Origin of the sequence: Mycobacteroides chelonae, from assembly GCF_016767715.1 — a bacterium.
Taxonomy (GTDB): Bacteria; Actinomycetota; Actinomycetes; order Mycobacteriales; family Mycobacteriaceae; genus Mycobacterium; species Mycobacterium gwanakae.
On sequence record NZ_CP050145.1, the window covers coordinates 4,247,750 to 4,265,625 of the forward strand.

The window sequence follows — 17,876 nt, forward strand, 5'->3', positions numbered from 1 at the left end:
CGCCTTTCGGGTATCGCGGTTCAGCGGAGTCGGGCCGCCGTCATTCCTTACGCCAGAACACGCCTGTTCCGTCAATTTCCTTGATCTCGGCGGTTATCCCGTGCTTCGTGCGGTAATCGGTGACGGCCTGTTTGCACGAGTCGAGCGCGTGGTAGTCGTCGATGATGCAAAAGCCTCCGGGAGACAAACGTTCGTAAAGCCCGTCGAGCGCCTGGATTGTGGATTCATAGAGGTCGCCATCAAGCCGCAATACAGCGATTTGTTGAATCGGGGCATCATGCAGCGTGTCTTTGAACCAGCCTGGAACAAATCGAACCTGGTCATCCAACAATCCATAGCGCTGGAAATTAGCCCTGACATTCTTTTCGGTCACCGCCAGGATGGGCGCCGCAAGGTGCAGCCTGTCGCCCTTGTCCGCCTTGTAATGCGCGGTATCCGGCGGAGGTACGCCCTCGAACGAATCGCAGAGCCACACGTTCCGCGTGGTGTCCCCATACGCGGCCAGAACCCCGCGCATCAGGATGGACGCACCACCGCGCCACACACCGCATTCGACCAGGTCGCCAGGCACATCATCGGCAAGCACCGTCTCGACGCACTGCTGCAGGCTGGTGAGTCGCTGCATACCGATCATCGTCAGCGCATCCGCCGGCCAATCCAGGCCCAAGTCACGCTTGTGCGCGTCGAACGGACGCTTGCGCACAAGCACGTAGTCGCCAAATTTGAAAAAGGGGCGGTGCAGCCAGTTCCAACCCACTGGCACAAGTTCATCAACTCCGTATCGGGTGAGGTCCTGTCGAAGCAGGCCCAGATAAGCGGATCGAGTGTCGTAATCGGTCACGGTCAAGAACTGCCCCTATCTCGAAATGCTGGTGTCCCGTCCCAGCGCTAACAATAGCCGTCTGTGCGACTCCGTCGACACGTTTCGGACCGGGCTACTCCCCTTGTAGGGGCTGCATTTTCAGCAGAATCTGTCAAGAATTCTTGTGAACGAATGTCGCCAAATATCTGCGGCACGCTGGCGATCGGAGATCCTGCCACCCTTCATTAATATTCAGCCTCATCGGAACACGGCACGGGGTAGCCGCTTCGACTCTTCTGCGCGATGAATCACGACTACGGAGTCGAACACCTCGATCCGGTCGATGATGGTGGTCGCGAACGGCACCTCGACTGTCTCAATCCGCTTGGGATGGTCCTCCATGATCTGGTAGACCGAGCTCATCTCCAAATAATGAGCGTGCATAGCGTCCATCAGCCATTTGGTGAAATCGATGAACGATTGGCGCTGGTCACGATAGATCGTCCAGTAGTTCGCGCAGACGTCCTCCACGATGTAGACCCCGCCGGGCCGCAGACGCGGAAATAGATACCTGAACGACCCGATCATCTGTTTCGGGGTGTGACCACCATCATCGAGGACGGCGTCGAACGGGCCGAACTCCTCGACCACCGTACCGAGAAAGTGCGGATCGGTCTGGTCACCGATCCGCACGTGGATACCGCGCCCCGGGTCGTCGTGCTGCGCGGACTTGGGGCTGATGTCCAGACCCACAATGGTGGCCTGAGGCAGGTGTTCCCGCCACATCTGTAGGGATCCGCCCCGATCCACCCCGATCTCGAGCATTCGCTCGATCCCCGTGAGCGCACGCTGGTAGATGGGCAGGTAATGACGCAGCTTGTGGACGTTGTCGGTGTTCTCGAAGATCCTCCCGATGGGGGTTTCCGCCGGTGCCGAGTTGTCGGCCCGCATCGAGACCGTCCTGGCCAGGTCCGGCCCCAGCGCACCGAGCATTCGACGGCGGGACCCGTACGGATAACGCCGCGCAATGAACGGAGGTTTGCGCTGCAGTGCCAATCGGAAGAGCGGCATGATCACGAGATCCTTTGCTGTCCTTTGATGTTCGAAGAACATCGCCCATTCTCAGAATCCCGAAATGCCATGCGAATCAGCCTACCGACATATCCATGGCGACACCTATGCGCTAACTGTCCTCGCGCGGCGATAGGGCCCGTTCTCGCGGCGCGAGGCTATCCGAGCCCGCGGGCCCCGCACGCGTCGCCGCCTGATCGGCATGCTTGCGTTTGAGGCGCGACTTGAGCGCGAGGGCACGCTTCTCGACCAGGAACCAACTGAATGCGGCGGGCACCAACGTCGCACCCGCCGAAACAATAAAGAAAACAAACGGATTCAGGCTGGCGAGGCCTGCGACAGCTAAGAACTGCTGCGTCGGCGAGGCATAGATATAGACACCGTATGACAGGTCCGTCTGGATATTCATGCGCTTGTTCTTGATCAGCACACCCGAAACGACGACGGCGTAAGCAAGCGGAAGAGCACCGATGACGCGGTAGTCGGGCAACATGCCCGACGCCAGCACAATCACCACGCTCACCGACACAAGCGACCACCGGGCCGGAATCACATCTCGCCACTGATACAGCAGTGCACCGGCGGAAAACATGATGGCACTGCGCACCGCGAGCTGCGGAATTGTCCATAGCCCAGGGAAGGTTAGCGGCGGCAGGAGAATCGCCGCAATCGTTGCCAATATCAGTATCACCGGTGCGGTCCAGCGACGGCTGGCGAGCCCGAGCAGCCCCAACCCCGCTACGGCGATGTAGCACATCACTTCGAATACGAGCGACCACAGGGACGCGTTCCAGATTCCCGGATACGGGATATCGCGCGGCGTCCCACCCACGTCGAACTGGAGCTGAATCAGCGCGCTGTTCTTCAACATGTATTCGATCGGCGCACTGGAGAACAGCAGCCTCGCGGCCGATCCGCCCTGGATCGCAACACTGAGCGGAGCGATGACAAACGCCGTTACCGCCAGTACCACGTAGTACCCGGGCAGGATGCGCAGGGCTCGCGCGATGAAGTAGTCGCGCGAGCTGGGATTACGGAGCCAACTAGCAGTGATCAGAAATCCCGAAAGAGCAAAGAATCCGTCAACTCCTACCGAAAACAGCAGTTGAAGTATCGCCTTGGATTCCACCACGTGACCCGTAAGCGGAAACGAGTGAAAAAGGATCACCTCTGTCGCCAAGGCGAGCCGACATGCGTTCAGCGCGTTGTTTCGCGGATCGAATACAGAACCGAGCTTCATGCGCCTCCACCACTCTTCGCCGGAAGCGTCATCGTATCGTCATCTCAGTTCGAGATCAGGCTTTCCGGTGTTTCCACATGTAGTTGGAAAACATTGTCACAACTGATGATTCATATTCGCGACAGGGTTTCTCGCCACCAGACCACAGTGGGGCGGCGATGTGCTCAAAAGCGATTCGGGCAGTCCTTGTCGATCCATTCCAGAAGTGCGTGCAGGCCATCCTCGAGCGTCCACTTCGGGCTCCACGCGAGCTGCTCGATTGCCGGCTCGACGTCACAGCTCGCGGCGCGCACATCGCCATCCCGGAACTTCCCGACAACGGTGGGTTCGGGCGCCGCACAGATGTCCGCAACCTTACGAGCCAACTCATGAATGGTTGTCGCAGTGCCAGAACCGATGTCGAGAGTGCGTCGCTCGACTGCGGGTGTGTGTACCGCGGCAAAGAGCGCATCGACAACATCGTCGATAAAGACGAAATCGCGAACTATCCGTCCATCCTCGTACACCTCCAAGGACTGCTTCTCGCGTGCCAGACGCGCGAAGAGCGTGACGATTCCGGTGTACGAGTTGGTGAGTGACTGACCGGGCCCATACACATTCTGCAGACGCAGAACGCTGAGGTTGGTGTCATGGGCGGCCGCCCAGGAAGCCAACAGATGCTCTTGGGCAAGTTTTGTACCCGCATAGATATTGGTGGGCCGGGGCTCTGTCCTACTGGCGCAGCTGGCGAGCGGTTCCGAAGGCTCACCGGTGGGACCCTTCGGATCCCACTGGCCGGCAAGTAGCTGGGCATGGCTGCGCGGGCGTGGGTAGAAGACTTCCGCACCGGACTGCCAGGCACCTTCGCCGTACACCGCGCGCGATGATGCGAGTACCACCTGGTCGGGCACAAACGCCGCACGGCTCAGGGCATCAAGGAGTTGGGTGGTACCCACCACATTGACCGAGCCGTGACGCGTCGCTTCCGAAAGCGACTGCGCGGTACCCGTCTCCGCAGCCAAATGGACAACTTGCGAGGGTTCGAACAACCGCAGCACGGCATCCCAGTCGGGGGCATGGGTCACGTCGCCCGTGAACAGCCGCACCGATGGCGGGAGGTCGATGTCCCGGCCCCTGGCATGCACCTGAGGATGTAGGACGTCCATCACCGCGACGTCGTATCCCGCCTGCACGAGGCGGTTGGATAGCGCGGATCCAATGAATCCCGCTCCACCAGAGATGAGCACAGATGTCGACAAAGCCGATTCCTCCCGTTCTTTACGGACCAGCCAGGTAACCGGCACGCACCGGTAATGCGTTCCGGGTCAATGATATCGATGGTCCAGATGACATCGCGCGGGGTTCTTCCCGCATGGACTGCCGCGCGATGACAACTGACCTAAACACGAGCAGCCCGCTCCTCCAAAAGGTCGGCTGCCTTGCCCACACTCTCGTACGGCTTGGACATGTGGGGAGCGATCTCCCGAGCCCGAACCGCATAGTCGGGGCTGAGGATCTCCCGCAGGTCCGAGACCAAGGTGTCCCGGGAAGTGGTCGAAAAGCGCCGAGAGGCGCCCACTTTCATGCGCTTGAGCTGATTTCCCCAGAATGGCTGATCACCGACGGTCCACAGGATCAAAGTAGGCACTCCGGCGCGCAGGCTCGCGGCCGTGGTGCCTGACCCACCGTGGTGAACAATCGCCCGACTCACCGGAAAGACTGCCGCATAGTTCACCACGCCGACCACCTTGACGTGCTCGGGTGGACGTACGTCGCTGAAGTCAGTGGCGCCGGCGCACACTAGCGCACGCTCCCCCAATTCCGCGCACGCTGAACCGATCATCTCGACGGTCTCCGCCGGAGATTCCACCGGAATGCTTCCCGAAGCGAAACAGATAGGCGGCGGACCGGCGGCAATCCAGGACATGACCTCGTCATCGGCCGCAGTGGTCAATTCCATGGTGAGTGCCCCCACGAAAGGCCTTCGCTCGCCGTACTTCGCCCACTCATCTGCCAGCCCGCGGAAGCAAATACGGTCGTAGGCCTGGATTTCCAGTGAGCCACGCTGCCCGATCCGCCGCGGCGAAGGGCTTGTCGCCCTCGGTAAACCCAGCTCGCGTCGTTGCGCATCCTCAGCCCTCTTGGTCACACGCCAGGTCAACCAGTCGTAGGCGGTCATCGCTGTGCGGGTCACCGGCGGCGGCAGGGCAGGAAAGAGCTGACCATTGGGGCGCCACGGCATGGTGTGTAGGGCAACCAGTGGGATTCCGTAGAACTCGGCAACATTGGCGGCCGGCTCCTCATAGCCCACACTGGTCGACAGCAGATCCGCCCCTTCGGCCACCGACACAAGGGCCTTACTCATTTCCGACCACTGTTCGGTTACCAGTTTCAGCGCCTGCTGACACAACGCAACCAAATCCTGAACCCTCCAAAAATGACGGGTCCACGACATCCACAGGTCGCGATACTCATCGAGCTGGGGCCCCACCTGGACGCCATAGGGAACTGCCGAGAGCCCGACAGACTCGGCGAAGCCGATCAAGTCTGGCGGCACCGCCATGCGCACTTCATGGCCTCTGCGCTGCAGTTCTCGTCCGACAGCAACGGCAGGTTCGATATCGCCGCGCGTGCCATAACTTGCCATGGCAAATTTCATGACGGTGTCGACCTCCCCGATATGTTAGGTACTCGCAGAATGGCCGTCGGTGTTGCCGGTCATTATTACCGATCTTGTGCTTCTCGGATAGCCTCACGAGGACAGGCATACATCCGTCTCCAAATTCCGGAACATCAATTCAGCTACAGCCGAAAGAATTCCGCTTCGCGGGTTGCCACACTAAAATCGCTATCGCACAGGAATGCGGCAATGCAATACCGGCCGGCCCAGGTTCGGCAGGTCGCACGATATGCATATACGGCTGCGGGCGCGCCGGAACCACCTTGACATACTTTGTCGCCACGCACCGTTCACCAAAGCGGCCCGCATGCCCGCTGCCGGCGTTTGATTCCGTCGGCATTCCGCCTACATACGCGATAGGGTGGCCTACGGGTTGCGCCACGACAATGTACAAATTGTCCCCGCCGCAACCGAACTCGCATTGTCGTCGAGTAGGAGCACACATGCGCGGCATCATTCTCGCGGGCGGTTCGGGCACGCGCCTGCATCCGATAACGACGGGTGTCAGCAAGCAGCTGCTACCGGTGTACGACAAACCGCTGGTCTACTACCCGCTCTCCACGCTGATCATGGCCGGGGTCCGCGACATTCTGGTGATCACCACCCCCTCGGACGCCTCGGCATTCGAGCGACTCCTCGGAGACGGCTCGGCATTCGGCATCAACCTGACCTATGCGGTCCAGCCCAAGCCCGAGGGCCTGGCACAGGCGTTCGTGATCGGAGCCTCGCATATCGGCACCGACACCGCGATGCTCGCCCTGGGTGACAACGTCTTCTACGGGCCCGGCTTGGGCACGAGTTTGCGCCGGTTCGAGAACATCAGCGGTGGAGCCATTTTCGCGTACTGGGTGGCCAACCCGTCGGCATACGGTGTGGTGGAGTTCGATGCCTCGGGCGTCCCGTTGTCCCTGGAAGAAAAGCCCGCGACACCGAAATCCCACTATGCGGTGCCCGGTCTGTACTTCTATGACAACGACGTCATCGAGATCGCGCGCTCGCTGAAGAAGTCGGCTCGGGGTGAGTACGAGATCACCGAGGTCAACCAGACCTACCTGGACCAGGGACGTCTTTCGGTCGAAGTGCTCCCGCGTGGAACCGCGTGGCTGGATACGGGCACCTTCGATTCACTGCTGGACGCGAGCGACTACGTGCGCACCATCGAACGCCGACAGGGCCTGAAGATAGGCGTACCGGAAGAAATTGCGTGGCGCGCGGGTTTCATCAATGACGACCAGCTCGCTGCGCGTGCTCAGGAGCTGCTCAAGTCTGGATACGGAAGTTACCTACTTGAGCTCTTGCAGCGGAAATAACCCGATCCTCTGGTCGTCGGTAACGCAATGGACGGTGAGACGTATAAATAGTCATGGGTCTGAGAACACCCTGGGCCTTGAGTTTCATTGAATACGTAAAGTTGATGTGGTCGGTACGAGGAGGCAATTGAGAACATGAACAAAAAATCATTGACGAAGATTGCGGCGGTGGTAGGCGGTGCCACGCTGGCGTTGAGCGCCGGCGCAGGGCTCGCATCCGCCGACCCCGTTACAGACGAGATGGTGAACAGCACCTGTACGTACGATCAGGCGAATGCGGCACTACATGCGGAGAACCCCATGGCCGCGGAGTACTTCGACGCGTCGCCACCCAACCAGCAGTTCATGCGAGAGTTCCTCGGTGCGCCGAAAGACAAGCGGATCAGCATGATCAACCAGGTGAGGGGCAATCAGGGGATCGAGTACGTTATCCCCGTCTTCCAGCAGATGGTGCGCAGCTGCCACAAGTACTGAGTCTTCATACGCAAGGGCCGGGCCGAGGTGAACTCGCACCCGGCCTTTTGCGTACTCGCCGCATCAGGCACAGATCAGTTGAACGACAACGTGATTAGTCGTTAAATTTCGGCAGTTCCGTGGTCGGCTCGTCATCGTCTAGGCGGCCCGGGGCAGGCGCCGCCGGGCGCGCGCCCACCGGTGCAAGCAGCGCACTCGGCGGACGCGGCCGCACTCGCTGCGGCCACCAGAACCACCGGCCCAGAAGAGCAGCGATTGCCGGCGTCATAAACGAGCGGACGATCAACGTATCGAACAACAGGCCCAGCCCGATCGTGGTTCCAATCTGACCGATGATCTGCAGATCACTGACCACCATCGAGGCCATGGTGGCCGCGAACACCAATCCGGCTGAGGTGACGACCTTTCCGGTGCCACCCATCGCGCGGATGATGCCCGTGTTCAGCCCCGCGCCCAGCTCTTCTTTCATACGAGAGACCAGCAGCAGGTTGTAATCGGATCCAACCGCCAAAAGGATGATCACGGACATCGCCAGCACCATCCAGTGCAGATTGATGCCAAGGATGTACTGCCACAGCAGCACGGACATGCCAAAGGACGCACCCAAGGAGAGGGCCACCGTTCCGACGATCACCAAGGCCGCGATGAAGCTTCGGGTGGTGATGAGCATGATGATGAAAACCAGGCAGATCGCCGCGATGCCCGCGATCAGCAGGTCGTACGTGGAGCCGTCTTTCCAGTCCTTTGCGGTCGACGCGGCGCCGGCCAGATAGATCTTGCCGCCCACCAGTGGCGTTCCCTTGAGAGCCTCTTCTGCCGCGTTCCGAATCTGCTCGATCCGCGTGATGCCCTCCGGCGACATCGGATCACCGTTATGAGAGATGATGAACCGCACCGTCTTTCCGTCCGGCGACAGGAACGAACTCATCGCGCGCTGGAAGTCCGGGTTCTTGAACACCTCTGGAGGCAGGAAGAACGAATCGTCGTTCTTAGAGGCGTCGAATGCCTGCCCCATGGCCATCACGTCATTGGTGGATTCGTCCATCGAAGCGAACTGCCCGGACATGGTGGCGTACATGGTGAGCACCGAGGTGCGCATGCTCTGCATGACCGAGATCATCTGAGGGAACTGGACAAGCAGCTGCGGCATGATGGCGTCCAGCTGATCCATGTCCCTGACCAGAACCATCAGCCCGTCATCGAGCGCGTCGACCGCGTCCATCGCATCGAAGATCGATCGAAGCGAGAAGCAGATCGGGATGTCGAAACAGTGCTTCTCCCAATAGAAATAGTTGCGTATCGGTCGTAGGAAGTCATCGAACAGCGCGATACTGCCCCGCAAGTCGTCGGTCAGCTGCTGCACCTCGTGGGTATGGCCCGTCATGCGGTGCGTGGTCTCGGACATCTGCTTCATCACGAGGTACGTGCGCTGCATCGTCGCGATCATCTTCGACATGTCGTCGGCCTGCCTTTGCATGTCGGCGATGCGCTTCTTCTGGAAGCGGGTCGCCTGCACCTGGCCGGCGCTTTGCAAGCTGAGCAGGAAGGGCACCGATGTGTTGGCGATCGGAGTTCCCTCGGGCCGGGTGATCCCCTGCACCCGCGAGACTCCCCGCACCTTGAAAATGGCCTTCGCCACCTTGTTCAGCACCAGGAAGTCGGCCGGGTTCCGAAGGTCCCGATCGGTTTCGATCAACAACACATCGGGCGTCAGTCGCGACTCGGAGAAGTGACGTTGCGCGGCAGCGAATCCCTGATTGGCCGGGATATCCCCGGAGATGTACAGCCGGTCGTTGTAGCTCGTCTTGTATCCCGGCAGCGTGGACAACCCGACCAGTGCCACGGCCAGCGAGGCGACCAGGATCGGTGCGGGCCAGCGGACAATGGCCGTACCGAGCCCGCGCCACCGCTGAACCCGCAGCTTGCGCTTGGGTTCAAGCAGTCCGAATCGGCTGGCCACCGCAATCCCTGCGGGTACCAGGGTGACCGCGACCGCGACGGCCGTCAGCATTCCGATGGCACAGGGGATTCCCATGGTCTGGAAATAGGGCAGTCGCGTGAAATGTAGACACAGAATGGCTCCGGCGATGGTCAGTCCGGAAGCCAGGACGACGGGAGCCACACTGCGATATGTGGTGTAGTAGGCCGTTTCCCGGTCCTCACCGGCCTGGCGTGCCTCTTGATAACGACCGAAGAAGAAGATCCCGTAATCGGTGCCTGCGGCGATGCTCAAGAAAACCAGCATGTTGACGGCGAACGTCGACAACACGAAAACATCGTGGTAGCCCAGGAACGCCACAATGCCTCTGGCCGCGGCCAATTCGACACCCACCATGATCAGCAGCAGGATCACGGTGACAACAGAGCGATAGAGGATCAACAGCAGCGTGAAGATGATGACCACGGTGACCGCGGTGATCTTCAGAATCGATTTGTTGCCGGCATGCTGCATGTCCGAAGCGAGCGGCGCCGCACCGGCCACGTAGACCTTCACATCGGTGGGAGCCGAAGGCAGTGTCCGATTGACGATTTCGCGGATCGCGGCCACTGATTCGTCACCCATGGCGGTGCCCTGATTGCCGACGAGATTCAGCTGCACATATGCGGCCTTTTCATCGGGACTCTGCACACTCGACGATGTCAGCCGATCTCCCCATAGATCCTGCACGTGCTCTACGTGTTTGGGATCGTTGCGCAGCTCGCGGATCAGTCCGGCGTAGTACGTATGCGCGTCCTCGCCGAGTGGGTCCTTCCCCTCGAGCACGATCATCGCGGAGCTGTCCGAATTCGATTCGTTGAAGTCCTTGCCCATACGCATGATGGCCTTGACGGCCGGCGCATCTTGGGGCATCAGCGATACCGAACGCTCTTCTGCGACGTTCTCCAATGCCGGAATCGCCTTGGTCAAGTCCCAATTGACCGATGCCAGCGTCGTATACAGAATCAGCGCCAGCCAGCCCAGGATGATCAGGGGCGACAGGTTTCGTATGGTTCGCGCGATGAACGGGCGCGACTTCTCGGTACTCATGCGCCGCCGCTAGTTCCTCTGCAGCACGGAACGGACGAGGCGCGGTCCCTTCCACCCGTGCACCGCACCGACCGGCCGGGGCGACACCTGCAGTGGCCACCAGAACCACCGGCCCAGGAGCGCGGCAATGGCCGGGGTCATGAACGCTCGCACGATCAAGGTGTCGAACAACAGACCCAAACCGATCGTGGTTCCCACCTGCCCAAGGGTGAGCAGGTCGCTGACGATCATGGAGCCCATCGTCGCGGCGAAGACCAGCCCGGCAGCGGTCACCACCTTGCCGGTACCGCCCATCGCCCGGATGATGCCCGTATTGAGGCCGGCGCCTAACTCCTCTTTCATGCGCGAGACGAGCAATAGGTTGTAGTCAGAGCCCACCGCGAGCAGCACGATGACCGACATGGCCAACACCACCCAGTTGATCTGGATGCCGCAAATGTGTTGCCAGACAAGCACAGACAGACCAAACGACGCACCCAGCGACAACGCCACTGTTCCGACGATCACCAGCGCGGCAACCAAGCTTCGCGTCATTAGCAACATGATGATGAAAATGAGGCACAGGGCGGCGACCCCCGCGATCAAGAGGTCGTATTTTGATCCATCGACCAGCTCACTGACACCCGCCGCCGTACCCGCCAGGGAGATCTTGGCGTGCTCCAGCGGTGTTCCCTTGAGCGCTTCCTCCGCGGCGGTCTTGATCGGATCCACTCGCGCAATGCCTTCGGGTGTCGCGGGATCTCCACGTTGAGAGATGAGCATGCGCGTCGACTTGCCATCGGGCGACATGAAGATCTTCATGACCCGCTTGAAGTCCTTGTTGTTCAGCACATCCGGCGGCAGATAGAACGAGTCATCGTTCTTCGATGCGTCGAACGCCTTGCCCATGGCCGTCGAGTTCTCGGTGGATTCATCCATCTGGGCGAAGATGCCGGACATCGTGCTGTGCATGGTCAGCATCGATTCGCGGGTGCTCTTCATGGTGTCGATCATGATGGGGAACTGCTCGAGCAGCTGCGGCATCAGCCTGTCCAGCTCGTCAAGATCGCCCACCAGAGTCTGCATCTTGTCGGTCACCTGATCGACGCCGTCGAGCGCATCGAAGATCGACCTGATCGACCAGCAGATGGGAATATCGAAGCAGTGCTTCTCCCAGTAGAAGTAGTTACGGATCGGCCGCCAGAAGTCTTCGAAATTCTCGATGTGGTCCCGCAGCGTGGACATATCTTTCTGAAGATCGTGCGTGGTGCTGACCATCCGGTGAGTGGTCGCCACCATCTGTTTCATCAGATCGAACATGCGCTGCATGAGCGCGATCGTCGTTCCCATGTCATCGGCCTGCTTGAGCATGTCGTCCATGCGCGCACGCTGGAACGGCAGGCTCAACCGCTGGCTCGCGTTCGACATGCTGAGCATGAACGGCACCGACGAGTGTTCGATCTGCGTTCCCTCGGGACGCGTGATGGACTGCACGTTGGCGATGCCGGGGACCGCGAAGACCGCCTTGGCCAGCCTGTTCAGCACCAGCAGATCGGCCGAGTTACGCATGTCGTGATTGGCCTCGACCAACAGGATGTCGGGCGTAGACATCTTCGATTCCGGGAAGTGCCGCGAGGCGGCCACGAGTCCCTGTACCGCGGGGATGTCCTTCGGTATGTACTTCGCGTCGGTGTAGCTGGGGTTGTATCCCGGCAGCGTCAAAAGCCCGATGAGTGAGATGGCCACCGTCCCGGCCAGGATCGGTCCGGGCCAACGCACAATCGCGGTACCCAGCCGCCGCCAGCGCCGCGTCGTCACCTGGCGCTTGGGATCGAACAGCCCGAAGCGGCTACCTGCGGCGATGCACGCCGGAACCAGGGTGAGCGCAACCGCCACCGCGACCAGGATGCCGACCGCGCCCGGGATGCCCAGCGGCTTGAAGTACGGCAGCCGGGTGAAGTGCAGACACGCGATCGCACCGGCGATGGTCAAGCCGGATGCCAGCACGACCTTGGCCACCCCACGGTAGGCGGTGTAGTAGGCGGTCTGGCGATCCTCGCCCGCCTGACGCGCTTCCTGATAGCGCCCGGTGAAGAAGATTCCATAGTCCGTACCTGCGGCGATGCCCACAGACACCAGCAGGTTGACCACGAAGGTGGTGAGACCCACGATCCCGTGCATACCGAGGAACGCGACCAGTCCTCGCGCAACCTGCAGCTCGATGCCGACGGTGAACAGCAAGATGATGACCGTGATGAATGACCGGTAGAGCAGGAGCAGCATCAGGAAAATCACGCCAACACTCACCAAGGTGATGAGGATGACCGTCCGGTTTCCGCTCTCCGACATATCGGAGACGACGGCGGCGGGACCCGTGACATAGGTCTTGACCCCCGGCGGCAGCCCCGGAGTGTCTTTGACGATCTTCTGAACGGCTTCCACGGATTCGTTGGCATCAGCCTGGCCGAATCGCCCGGTGAGATTCAATTGCACATACGCGGCTTTGCCATCGGCACTCTGGGCGGCGCCGGCGGTTAGCGGGTCACCCCAGAAGTCCTGGATATGCTGCACATGTTTCGGATCGTCCTTCAATTGGCGGACGACGGCGTCGTAATACTTGTGCGCATCATCGCCGAGAGGGTTCTCCCCCTCGAGCACGATCACCGCGACGCTCTCGGAATTAGATTCCTGGAAAACCTTCCCCATCTGCGTCATTGCTTTGACGGAGGGCGCGTCCGGCGGGCTGAGGGAGACCGAATGCTCCCTTTCAACGATCTCCAGCGGCGGCACCTTGACGGTCAGCAGGACAGTGATCGCAAGCCAGCCCAAGATAATGAATACCGCACCCTTGCGGATAACGGTCGCCATTATCGGTCGGTGTGATTGACCTTTGCCGTTGCCCTCGCTCATGCGGCCTTCAGCAGGCATGAGGTAAAGGCATTGGTCTGATTTGTCACCTTCTCGGACTTAACCTCATCGTCCACGATGATGCGGCACCCGATACTGCGGCCATCCCCCTGCGCCATGATGCTTCCCACCGCTGTCGTCTTACCGATCTCGAATTTCACCGACCATGGCAATGGAATTTTCTGAATGAACAGCGGATCGCCATTGACATCGAAATAGCTGATATCGGCCACATTCCCCGGCGATCCGAAAACCTCGTACGACATCTTCTTGGGATCAAACGATTTGGCGTCACTGACATTCGTATCGGCATACGATGGACGGTTCTCAGAACCGAATACACCGTGAAGCCGCGACACCGTAAAACCGCCGGCACCAATTACCGCGAGCACCAGTAGCGGAATCCACAGACGCATCAAAAGCCGAAGAATCGTAACCCTCCTCGTCTATCTCCGCATCCGGCACCATGCTCGGACATGCACATCCCAATTGCAAAACGCGGAACACCTCAGCGGCGCTCCCCGGCCGTTAAAGATTAGACCATGCATGAGAGTCGCGTATGTACCCGTTGCACACCCGATATGCAATGAGTAGCACGCTATTTTGGATACGGACGTGTACAGATTTACTGCATACCGCCATGGGCAACCACGATCGCCCGATTCTCCAATTCCTACGAATGGGTGAACGGATGGCTAATCAGCAGCTGAGACCCCACTTTGTGACCTCAGGACTGAACCAAGAGCCACAGTGGCGCCGGTCATAGCGAGAGACAGCTCAGCCAGCCATGTTCGCCCGTCACCCCCTCCCGAATAGGCCCAGAAAGCAAACCAGCTTGATTGCTCGCCGGCATCCGGTGCGCGCATCGCGATCCGGAGAACATCCTGGGCCTATCCGAACCTTGCCAAGACTGCGAAGGAGGAGTTCGCAAAGCGCGTAGGCTGGTCAGCGTGTCCAAGACGTACGTTGGAGGGCGCCTACGTCAACTCCGCAGCGAACGCGGGTTCAGCCAAGCTGCGCTCGCCCAGATGCTGGAGATCTCCCCGAGCTACCTCAACCAGATCGAGCATGACGTCCGCCCCCTGACCGTCGCGGTGCTGCTGCGTATCACCGAGGTGTTCGGCGTCGACGCGACGTTCTTCTCCTCCCAGGACGACAGCCGCCTCATCGCCGAACTGCGCGAGGTGGTGCAGGACAAGGACCTGGACATCGACGTCGATCCTGCCGAGATCGCCGATGTAGTCGCCGGACACCCCGCACTGGCGCGTGCCATGGTCAATCTGCATCGGCGCTACCGGATCACCACCACGCAGTTGGCCGCGGCCACCGAGGACCGATACACCGACGGCAGCGGCAGCGGATCGATCACCATGCCGCACGAAGAGGTGCGCGACTACTTCTATCAACGGCACAACTATCTCCACGAGCTCGACACCGCGGCCGAAGAACTGACAGTTCGGATGCGCATGCACCGAGCGGACCTCGCCAGAGAGATCGCCGACCGCATCACCGAGGTCCATGGCGTGCAGATCGCCCGGCGCATCGATCTCGGCGACAGCGTGCTGCACAAGTACGACCCGGTATCCAAGACGCTGGAAATCAGCAACCACCTCTCCGGAGGTCAGCAGGTTTTCAAACTGGCCGCCGAGCTGGCGTACCTGGAGTACGGCGATCTCATCGACACCATGGTTGACGACGGCAAGTTCACCTCCGAGGAATCACGCAAACTGGCGCGGCTGGGGCTGGCCAACTACTTCGCCGCTGCCACAGTGCTGCCATACCGGCAGTTCCATGGGGTGGCCGAGGACTTCCAGTACGACATCGAGCGTCTGTCGGCGTTCTACTCGGTGAGCTACGAGACGATCTGCCACCGGCTGTCGACCCTGCAGCGTCCGTCGATGCGCGGGGTCCCCTTCTCATTCGTCCGGGTCGATCGTGCCGGAAACATGTCGAAACGTCAGTCAGCCACCGGTTTTCACTTCTCCTCCAGCGGCGGTACCTGTCCGCTGTGGAACGTATACGAGACCTTCGGCAACCCGGGCAAGATCCTGGTGCAGGTGGCGCAGATGCCCGACGGGCGCAACTACCTCTGGGTGGCGCGCACTGTCGAACGGCGTGCGTCGCGGTATGGACAGCCGGGTAAGACCTTCGCAATCGGGCTCGGATGCGAGTTACGGCATGCGCATCGACTGGTCTATTCGCAGGGTCTGGATCTGTCCTCCGAGGGTGCGACGACACCCATCGGCGTGGGTTGTCGGGTCTGCGAACGCGACAATTGCCCGCAGCGCGCCTTCCCCGCACTCGGGCGGGCTCTGGACCTTGACGAGCATCGCAGTACGGTGTCGCCATACCTTGTTCAGCAAGAAGGAGCCCGGCAATGAGCGATGGTCGCATCCCACCAGGTGGTCTACGCGAGCTCGGACCGATCAACTGGGTGATTGCCAAGGGGATGGCACGCGCGATCAGCGCACCGCAGATGCACCTGGCGACCACGCTCGGGCAGACGGGCACCAGGTTCTGGCCGTGGCTGGCCTATTCCGGTGCCATCCTGCGCGGCACCAAGCTGTCCACCCGTGACACCGAAGTGGTGATTCTGCGCGTGGCCCACGTGCGTGAATGCGCGTACGAGCTGCAGCACCACACGCGCATCGCCAAGTCCGCCGGGATAGATCACGCATACCAAGAGCGCATCTTCGCGGGGGCCGGGGCCGAAGGACTCTCCGACAAGGAGCGCGCCCTCATCACCGGCGTCGACGAAATCCTGACCACCAGAACACTTTCCGATGAAGCATGGGAAGGGCTCTCCAAGCACCTGGACCGCCGCCAGCTCATTGGCTTTTGTCTGCTCGTTACGCAGTACGACGGCCTGGCCGCGACCATGTCGTCGTTGCGCATCCCGCTGGACCTCTAGTCGTCGAGCAAGGCCATCAGATCCTCGTGGTAGCGCTCGCCCACCGCGGGCGCGACCGTCTCCAACTGCGATAACTGCGCATCGGAGAGGACCACATCCACGGCTGCCGTGTTTTCCTCGACACGCGCGGCCTTCGTGGTCCCGGGGATCGGCGCGATGCCCTCGCCGCGAGACAACAGCCAGGCCAGCGCGATCTGAGCCGCTGTGGCCCCCGTCTCGGCCGCGACGGCTTCGACGGCGCCGACGATCGCGCGGTTTCGTTCGAGGTTCTGCTGGCTGAATCTCGGCAGGTTCTTTCGAAAATCGCCGTCTGCCAACTGATCCGCGGACTGTATTGATCCCGCCAGGAACCCACGGCCCAGGGGCGAGTAGGGCACCAGACCGATTCCCAACTCCCGCAGGGTCGGCAGCACCGCAGACTCCACATCCCGCGTCCACAACGAGTACTCCGACTGGACCGCCGCGATCGGATGTACCGCATGCGCGCGGCGGATGGTGGCCGCCGAAGCTTCCGACAGCCCGATGTGGCGAATCTTGCCCTGCGCCACCAATTCGGCCACCGCACCCACCACCTCTTCGATCGGCACCGTGGGGTCGACGCGATGTTGGTAGTAGAGGTCGATGTGATCGATTCCCAGTCGGCGCAACGATCCTTCCACCGCGACAGCAATATTCGCCGGCGAGCTGTCGGGCTGGAACGTCGCACCGGTGGCATGCGAAATCAGTCCGAACTTCGTCGCCAGCACCACCTCATCGCGACGGCTCGCGATGGCCTTACCCACCAATTCCTCATTGGTGTACGGGCCGTAGATTTCGGCGGTGTCGATCAGGCTGACGCCCAGATCGAGCGCGCGATGGATGGCCTGGATGGACCGAGTGGCATCCGGACCGCTTTCGGCGGCCAGAGGTTGATAGCCCGACGACATCGACATGGCGCCGAGGCCGATCCTTGACACCGATAGCTCACCGAGCTGCGTGTACTTCATGTCAGTTCTTCTTTCCTCCGGCGGGTTGAGCCGAGGCGTCATTGACCGACTCCGTGTAGTGCGCAACCTTGAAATCGACGACCGCGAGGTCCTCGGTGAGCCGCTCCATCGTGGCCAGGATTCGGACACGCTGCGCGAACAGCAGCTCCAAACGCTCGGCGTGTGTCTCCGCGCCGCCCGACAACAACTCGATGAACCGGCGCATGTCCCGCACCGGCATACCTGTGCGGCGCAGCCGCAGCATCAGCTCGACACGTTCGATGTCATCGGTGCGGAAGCGACGGCGGCCCCCGGCGTCCCTGGCTACCCGGGGAAACAGTCCCTCCCGTTCGAACCAGCGCAGCGCATCGATCGACAGGCCGGTTCGTTCGGCGACGTACGAGATGGGGAACCCCTCGTTCTGCGGCTCACTTGTGCTCACAAAAGCCACGGTAGAACCTGGAGTCAACTCCAGGTCAAGTGGAGATTCCGCGCAGGGCTCCACGAAAGTCCCCGCTGGTACCGGCGAC

General features: G+C 60.9%; 14 protein-coding genes. 4 read left to right on the forward strand and 10 right to left on the reverse strand.

Translation table 11 applies throughout. From position 1 onward, the window contains the following. Positions 1–40 precede the first annotated feature (40 nt). The 5 genes from HBA99_RS20980 to HBA99_RS21000 all read right to left on the reverse strand — a co-directional run bounded on the left by HBA99_RS20980 (position 41) and on the right by HBA99_RS21000 (position 5,751). Positions 41–841: a TylF/MycF/NovP-related O-methyltransferase gene (locus HBA99_RS20980; protein ID WP_030096374.1), complete on the reverse strand. Its 801-nt coding sequence runs from the start codon at positions 839–841 to the stop codon at positions 41–43. Positions 842–1,060: 219 nt separating this feature from the next. Then, positions 1,061–1,795, reverse strand: a complete 735-nt coding sequence (locus tag HBA99_RS20985) for a class I SAM-dependent methyltransferase (protein WP_070933357.1) — start codon at positions 1,793–1,795, stop codon at positions 1,061–1,063. 190 nt (positions 1,796–1,985) lie between these two features. After that, complete coding sequence (locus HBA99_RS20990; RefSeq protein WP_030096372.1) at positions 1,986–3,113, reverse strand: acyltransferase family protein; 1,128 nt, start codon at positions 3,111–3,113, stop codon at positions 1,986–1,988. A 164-nt stretch (positions 3,114–3,277) separates the two neighbouring features. Then, a complete protein-coding gene (locus HBA99_RS20995) occupies positions 3,278–4,339 on the reverse strand; it encodes an NAD-dependent epimerase/dehydratase family protein (RefSeq protein WP_070952431.1) in 1,062 nt (353 codons plus the stop codon). Between the two features lie 152 nt (positions 4,340–4,491). Beyond that, entirely contained in the window at positions 4,492–5,751 is a 1,260-nt protein-coding gene (locus HBA99_RS21000) for a glycosyltransferase (RefSeq protein WP_070932697.1), read from the reverse strand. Positions 5,752–6,215: 464 nt separating this feature from the next. On the opposite strand from HBA99_RS21000, the gene rfbA reads away from it, so the two are divergent. Together rfbA and HBA99_RS21010 are read left to right on the forward strand one after the other, a co-directional pair. Further along, positions 6,216–7,082, forward strand: coding sequence for a glucose-1-phosphate thymidylyltransferase RfbA (gene rfbA, locus HBA99_RS21005; RefSeq protein ID WP_030096369.1), 867 nt, complete (start codon positions 6,216–6,218; stop codon positions 7,080–7,082). 135 nt (positions 7,083–7,217) lie between these two features. Next, the gene (locus HBA99_RS21010; protein ID WP_030096368.1) at positions 7,218–7,556 is read left to right on the forward strand and encodes a hemophore-related protein; all 339 of its coding nucleotides are present in this window, start codon (positions 7,218–7,220) and stop codon (positions 7,554–7,556) included. A gap of 94 nt (positions 7,557–7,650) precedes the next feature. Here the strand turns inward: HBA99_RS21010 and HBA99_RS21015 are convergent, their stop codons facing one another. From HBA99_RS21015 to HBA99_RS21025, 3 genes are read right to left on the reverse strand one after another with little or no spacing between them, the layout of a single operon-like run. Further along, positions 7,651–10,584, reverse strand: a complete 2,934-nt coding sequence (locus HBA99_RS21015) for an MMPL/RND family transporter (RefSeq protein ID WP_070952009.1) — start codon at positions 10,582–10,584, stop codon at positions 7,651–7,653. Between the two features lie 9 nt (positions 10,585–10,593). Then, on the reverse strand, positions 10,594–13,431 hold the full coding sequence (locus HBA99_RS21020; protein WP_371258669.1) for an MMPL/RND family transporter: 2,838 nt from the start codon (positions 13,429–13,431) through the stop codon (positions 10,594–10,596). A 38-nt stretch (positions 13,432–13,469) separates the two neighbouring features. Continuing rightward, on the reverse strand, positions 13,470–13,886 hold the full coding sequence (locus HBA99_RS21025) for an MmpS family transport accessory protein (RefSeq protein ID WP_030096365.1): 417 nt from the start codon (positions 13,884–13,886) through the stop codon (positions 13,470–13,472). Positions 13,887–14,420: 534 nt separating this feature from the next. Here HBA99_RS21025 and ramB point away from each other — a divergent pair. Further along, entirely contained in the window at positions 14,421–15,851 is a 1,431-nt protein-coding gene (gene ramB, locus HBA99_RS21030) for an acetate metabolism transcriptional regulator RamB (RefSeq protein ID WP_057968092.1), read from the forward strand. Further along, positions 15,848–16,381 (forward strand): carboxymuconolactone decarboxylase family protein, encoded by a 534-nt coding sequence (locus HBA99_RS21035; RefSeq protein ID WP_030096363.1) that lies wholly within the window; start codon positions 15,848–15,850, stop codon positions 16,379–16,381. Before ramB ends, HBA99_RS21035 begins: the two co-directional genes overlap by 4 nt. On the opposite strand, the gene HBA99_RS21040 is transcribed toward HBA99_RS21035, so the two are convergent. Together HBA99_RS21040 and HBA99_RS21045 are read right to left on the reverse strand one after the other, a co-directional pair. Beyond that, positions 16,378–17,367 (reverse strand): aldo/keto reductase, encoded by a 990-nt coding sequence (locus HBA99_RS21040; RefSeq protein WP_070932695.1) that lies wholly within the window; start codon positions 17,365–17,367, stop codon positions 16,378–16,380. The two genes, HBA99_RS21035 and HBA99_RS21040, sit on opposite strands and share 4 nt — an antisense overlap. 1 nt (position 17,368) lies before the next feature. Continuing rightward, positions 17,369–17,788, reverse strand: a complete 420-nt coding sequence (locus tag HBA99_RS21045) for a MerR family transcriptional regulator (protein WP_030096361.1) — start codon at positions 17,786–17,788, stop codon at positions 17,369–17,371. Positions 17,789–17,876 lie beyond the last annotated feature (88 nt).

Excerpts from the sequence above, each read along its gene's own strand:
- HBA99_RS20985 (WP_070933357.1), bottom strand. The coding sequence starts at position 1,795 with ATGCTCGGTGCGCTGGGGCCGGACCTGGCCAGGACGGTCTCGATGCGG.
- HBA99_RS20990 (WP_030096372.1), bottom strand. The coding sequence starts at position 3,113 with ATGAAGCTCGGTTCTGTATTCGATCCGCGAAACAACGCGCTGAACGCA.
- HBA99_RS21000 (WP_070932697.1), bottom strand. The coding sequence starts at position 5,751 with ATGAAATTTGCCATGGCAAGTTATGGCACGCGCGGCGATATCGAACCT.
- rfbA (WP_030096369.1), top strand. The coding sequence starts at position 6,216 with ATGCGCGGCATCATTCTCGCGGGCGGTTCGGGCACGCGCCTGCATCCG.
- HBA99_RS21010 (WP_030096368.1), top strand. The coding sequence starts at position 7,218 with ATGAACAAAAAATCATTGACGAAGATTGCGGCGGTGGTAGGCGGTGCC.
- HBA99_RS21015 (WP_070952009.1), bottom strand. The coding sequence starts at position 10,584 with ATGAGTACCGAGAAGTCGCGCCCGTTCATCGCGCGAACCATACGAAAC.
- HBA99_RS21020 (WP_371258669.1), bottom strand. The coding sequence starts at position 13,431 with ATGGCGACCGTTATCCGCAAGGGTGCGGTATTCATTATCTTGGGCTGG.
- HBA99_RS21025 (WP_030096365.1), bottom strand. The coding sequence starts at position 13,886 with ATGCGTCTGTGGATTCCGCTACTGGTGCTCGCGGTAATTGGTGCCGGC.
- HBA99_RS21035 (WP_030096363.1), top strand. The coding sequence starts at position 15,848 with ATGAGCGATGGTCGCATCCCACCAGGTGGTCTACGCGAGCTCGGACCG.
- HBA99_RS21040 (WP_070932695.1), bottom strand. The coding sequence starts at position 17,367 with ATGAAGTACACGCAGCTCGGTGAGCTATCGGTGTCAAGGATCGGCCTC.